Here is a 4,272-nt window from a genome sequence, read left to right on the forward strand (position 1 = left end):
TCCTTCAGGTGCTCGTGGTCGATATGGCGGGCGGCGGAGACGAGGGCCGGCGGCTCCAGCAGGCGGCGCAGGGCATAGTGATCCTTGATCGACTGCGCGGTGAGCGGCCCGGCCATCCAGTGCGAACTCTGGTTCTTGCGCACCAGCCCGCGTTCCTGCAGGCGCGAGAGCACGTCGCGCACCACGGTGCGGCTGACATTGAAATGACCGGCCAGTTCGGTCTCGATGATGCGGTACTGGCCGAACACCACGCAGCCGGCAACGTCGCTTTCCACCACGTCATAGATGCGCTCCCACGAGCCGCGGCTCTGCAGAGCCTCGTCCACCTCCTGGGCGACGGCGATGTCGATGGCCTTGAAATCGGTGCGCAGCGGCGGGGCCGGGCTGTCGGCGGGGCCGACGAGATAGCCGCGCCCCTCGAAACGGTGAATGAGGCCATCCGACTCAAGGCGTTGCAGCGCGCGCTGCACCGGCGCCCGCGAGGTCTGCAGCCGGTCGGCGATCGGGCCTTCCAGCAGCACCAGCCCCGCCGGCAGCCTTCCGGCGGCAATGTTGGCGCGCAGCACGTCCTCGACGATCTCGTAGCGCCGCTGCGCCATCTGGTTCGACCGCGTCCGTTCCATGCCCGCCATCCGTTCTGCCGGCATTGCCGGCCTGTGCCGCGCCGCCCGCCCTGATCGAACCTGCCGGGCCCGGCGCTGGCAAGCCCTCCGGCGCTCTTGTGCACGGTTGCGTGCCCGGTGCGGTTGTCCGGGACCCGCCAGCGGCCGGCGGCAATAAAATGATTTCTGCATACAAAATTTATCCGCGCAACAGCCATTCCAGCCGCACGAACGCGCCGCCGGGCGCCTGCGGCCGCCATGGCGTGGCCGTGAACCGGCCGGAAAGGCGCTGTCGGGCGATATCGAAAAGACTGATGTCGGCTATCAGGGCACCAGATTTTCCGGGCGGCCTCTGGCGGCAACGAATCGTCCGCCGCGGGCGGCGGAACGGGTAACGGGGTTCGCTGCCGCCTCTTTGGCCATGGCGCGGAACCGGGCATGGTTGCGGCCGCAGGGGCGTGTGCAGGGAAAATGCGGCGCACCAAAAAAGAGTGTTGAATACAAAAGCCGTTCAATGTAGCGTCATGAAATCGGGCGCCGTTCAGAAGCGCTCCAGAGGACTTTCAGGTATCTGGTTAAACAGAATTGTCGTGGTGCCGGCCGAATGCGGTCTGCGTCAACGGTATTCGTGTGTCCGTTTCCCGCTCTGTGGCGACGGATGCAGGATGGCCGGCGGGCTTCTGTTGCCATCGGATACCGCAGCGAATGGAAAAAGGCGGATGACCACCGTTCTTTCGCTTTCCGGCGTTACAAAGACATATGGCGAGCTTCGTGCCCTTGACGCCATCACGCTGGCCGTGCCGGGCAATACCTATGTCTCGCTGCTCGGGCCGAGCGGGTCCGGCAAGACGTCGCTGCTGCGCGTCATCGCCGGCTTCGAGGAACCGGATGCCGGCAGCGTGGTGTTCGACGGCCGCCGGATCGATCGGGTGGCCCCGCATCGCCGCGGCATCGGCTTCGTGTTCCAGAACTTTGCGCTGTTTCCGCATCTCACGGTTTACGACAACGTGGCCTTCGGGCTGGAGAACCGCGAGACCGGCCCGGCGGGCAGCCCGGCTGAGCGCCGCGAGCGGGTAATGGCGATGATCGGCCTCGTCGGTCTCGACGGGCTGGAAGGGCGCGGCGTGAGCCAGATTTCCGGCGGCCAGCGCCAGCGCGTGGCGCTCGCCCGCACACTGGTGACGGAACCGCGTCTGGTGCTGCTCGACGAGCCGCTGGGTGCGCTGGATGCCAACCTGCGCGGCCGCATGCGCGAGGAACTCCGCCTCATCCGCGAGCGCCTCGGCGTGACGTTCCTGCATGTGACCGGCAGCGAGACCGAAGCGCTGGCCATGGGCGACAGCGTGGTGGTGCTGAACCGCGGCCGCATCGAGCAGGTGGCGGATTCCGACACCGTCTATAACCGCCCGGCCTCGGCCGACGTGGCCCATTTCCTCAATTGCTACAATATCTTCGACGGCGCACTCGCCGATGGCGCGTTCGTCGGCCCGGCCGGCCGTTTTGCCCTTGCACCCGGTGCGGAGCGCATTCCCGGCCGCCCCGCCTATGCGGTGCGGCAGGATCGCATCGCCATCGGCCCGGCGGACGGGGCGCTGCAGCCCGGAGAGGTGGGCGTGGCGGCGACCTTCGTTGCCAGCGAATACACCGGCGCCTCGCTCATTTCGCTGTTCTCGCTCGACAGCGGCGCGGTGATCGAGGTCGAGGACCACCTGAGCCACCGTGCCCCGCGCCAGTTCCAGCCGCAGACCCGCTACGGCCTGAGCTGGAAGGCCGCCGATGCCCTGATCTTCGCCTGAGCGGGCCCGACTGCCCGAAACCGGCGACCGCACGATGAGAGCCGGCCGGATGCTTCCGGCCGCAACGGGCGCGGCTTGCCCGCCGCCACGGAGTTTCACGGAGAGTGACCGCATGACGACGACAACCCCGGCGGCAGCGGTGCCGGAGGCATCCTCGCTGACCGCACGCAGACGGCGGACCACGCTGTGGCTGGTGGCGCCGGGCGTGATCTGGATGACGCTGTTTCTGGTGCTGCCCATCCTGATGATGGTCTATGTGTCGTTCTGGACCCAGACCACCTTCAAGGTGGAGCCGATCCTGACGACGAAGAGCTGGGTGACCTTCTTTACCAGCGAAACCTATCTCGGCGCGCTGTGGACCACGATCCGCATCTGGCTGACGGTGCTCGCCGCCACCATCATTGTGGGCTATCCGACGGCGCTGTTCGTCGGCCTGTTCGTCAGGAACAAGACGCTGCAGACCGTGCTGCTGGTGCTGTGCGTCATTCCGTTCTGGACCTCGTTCCTGATCCGCGTTCTGGCCTGGCGGCCGATGCTGGGCAAGGAAGGGGCGATCAATCTCATCCTGCAGGCAACCGGCATCACCACCGCGCCCATTGAGGCGCTGCTGTTCTCCGAGCTGTCGGTGGTGATCGGGATGACGCAGATCTACTGCGTGTTCATGGTCGGCCCCATCGCCTTCATGATGGGGCGCATCGACCAGAACGTTATCGAGGCTGCGCGCGATCTCGGCGCCGGGTTCGGCCGCATCTTCCGCACCGTCATCCTGCCGCTGTCCATGCCCGGCGTGGTGGTGGGCGCCATCTTCGTGTCCGTCATGGTGCTCGGCGAGTTCGCCACGGCGGCCGCCCTGTCGGGCCGCAAGGTCAACATGCTCGGCAACATCATCGTCACGCAGGTCGGCTCGCTCAAATGGGCCTTCGCCGCGGTCGTCGGCGTGGTGCTGACGGTGCTGATGGGCGCCGTGGTGGCCGGCCTGCTGCGCGTCGTCAACCTTCGCAAGGAGCTTTGAGCGATGCAGACCGGAATCGTCAAACCGGCGCTGGCTCTCTATACCGCGCTGTTCCTGCTGTTCCTCTACGGCCCGATGGTGGTGCTCGCCATCCTGTCGTTCCAGACCGGGCCGGAAGGCGGGCCGCAGTTTCCGATCATCGAATGGTCGACCTACTGGTACCGCCACCTGTTCGGCCTCACCCCGCCCACCCGCATCGCGCCGCTGCCGATCGAGGAAAGCCTGCTGCGCTCGCTGGGGCTGGCGTTCATGACGATGGTGGTTTCCACCGTGCTGGGCGTGGCCTCGGCGCAGGCGTTCCGCACCCGCTTCCGCGGCTCCGGCTTCGTGTTCTACCTCATCGTGCTGGGCATGATGGTGCCCGGCGTGCTGGTCGGCCTCGGCATGGCGCTGGTCGCCAACACCTTCGGCATCGACCGTCACTGGTGGTCCACCGCCTTCGTGCTGCATGTGGTCTACACCTTCCCCTTCGCCTTCCTCGTCATGCTGGCGATCTTCAACCGCTTCGATCAGAGCGTGGAGGAGGCGTCGTGGTCGCTGGGCGTCTCGCCGGCGCGCACCTTCCGCAAGGTGACCTTTCCGCTGATCTTCCCCGGCGTGCTGTCGGCCATGCTGTTCGCCTTCACGCTGTCCTATGACGAATTCTCCCGCACGTTGTTTGCCTCGGGGCGCGATCTGACGCTGCCGCTGGCGATCTACGGCACGTTCTCGGTGGAAATTCATCCGAACGTCTTCGCCTTCGGTGTGCTCACCACTCTGTTCTCGTTCGCTCTTCTTTCGGTCTACGCCGTGCTGATGGGGCTTTCGGTGCGCCGCGCCCGCCGCTACGGCCTGCAGGAGGATGCCTGATGGCTGCTGCAAC

4 protein-coding genes are annotated in these 4,272 nt (G+C 66.5%); 3 read left to right on the top strand and 1 reads right to left on the bottom strand.

What is annotated here, in order from left to right:
* On the bottom strand, nt 1–623 hold a 623-nt coding region (locus V7067_RS14765), incomplete at its 3' end, for a GntR family transcriptional regulator (protein WP_334176667.1).
* A 698-nt stretch (nt 624–1,321) separates the two neighbouring features.
* On the opposite strand from V7067_RS14765, the gene V7067_RS14770 reads away from it, so the two are divergent.
* The 3 genes from V7067_RS14770 (at nt 1,322) to V7067_RS14780 (ending at nt 4,259) form a co-directional block, all read left to right on the top strand.
* On the top strand, nt 1,322–2,398 hold the full coding sequence (locus tag V7067_RS14770) for an ABC transporter ATP-binding protein (protein WP_334176668.1): 1,077 nt from the start codon (nt 1,322–1,324) through the stop codon (nt 2,396–2,398).
* A 112-nt stretch (nt 2,399–2,510) separates the two neighbouring features.
* Nucleotides 2,511–3,410 (top strand): ABC transporter permease, encoded by a 900-nt coding sequence (locus V7067_RS14775; protein WP_334176669.1) that lies wholly within the window; start codon nt 2,511–2,513, stop codon nt 3,408–3,410.
* A gap of 3 nt (nt 3,411–3,413) precedes the next feature.
* Nucleotides 3,414–4,259 carry an ABC transporter permease gene (locus V7067_RS14780; RefSeq protein ID WP_334176670.1) on the top strand — a complete coding sequence of 282 codons (846 nt, stop codon included), beginning with the start codon at nt 3,414–3,416 and terminating at the stop codon, nt 4,257–4,259.
* Nucleotides 4,260–4,272 lie beyond the last annotated feature (13 nt).

This window comes from Pseudoxanthobacter sp., from assembly GCF_036822375.1.
Classification (GTDB): Bacteria; Pseudomonadota; Alphaproteobacteria; order Rhizobiales; family Segnochrobactraceae; genus Pseudoxanthobacter.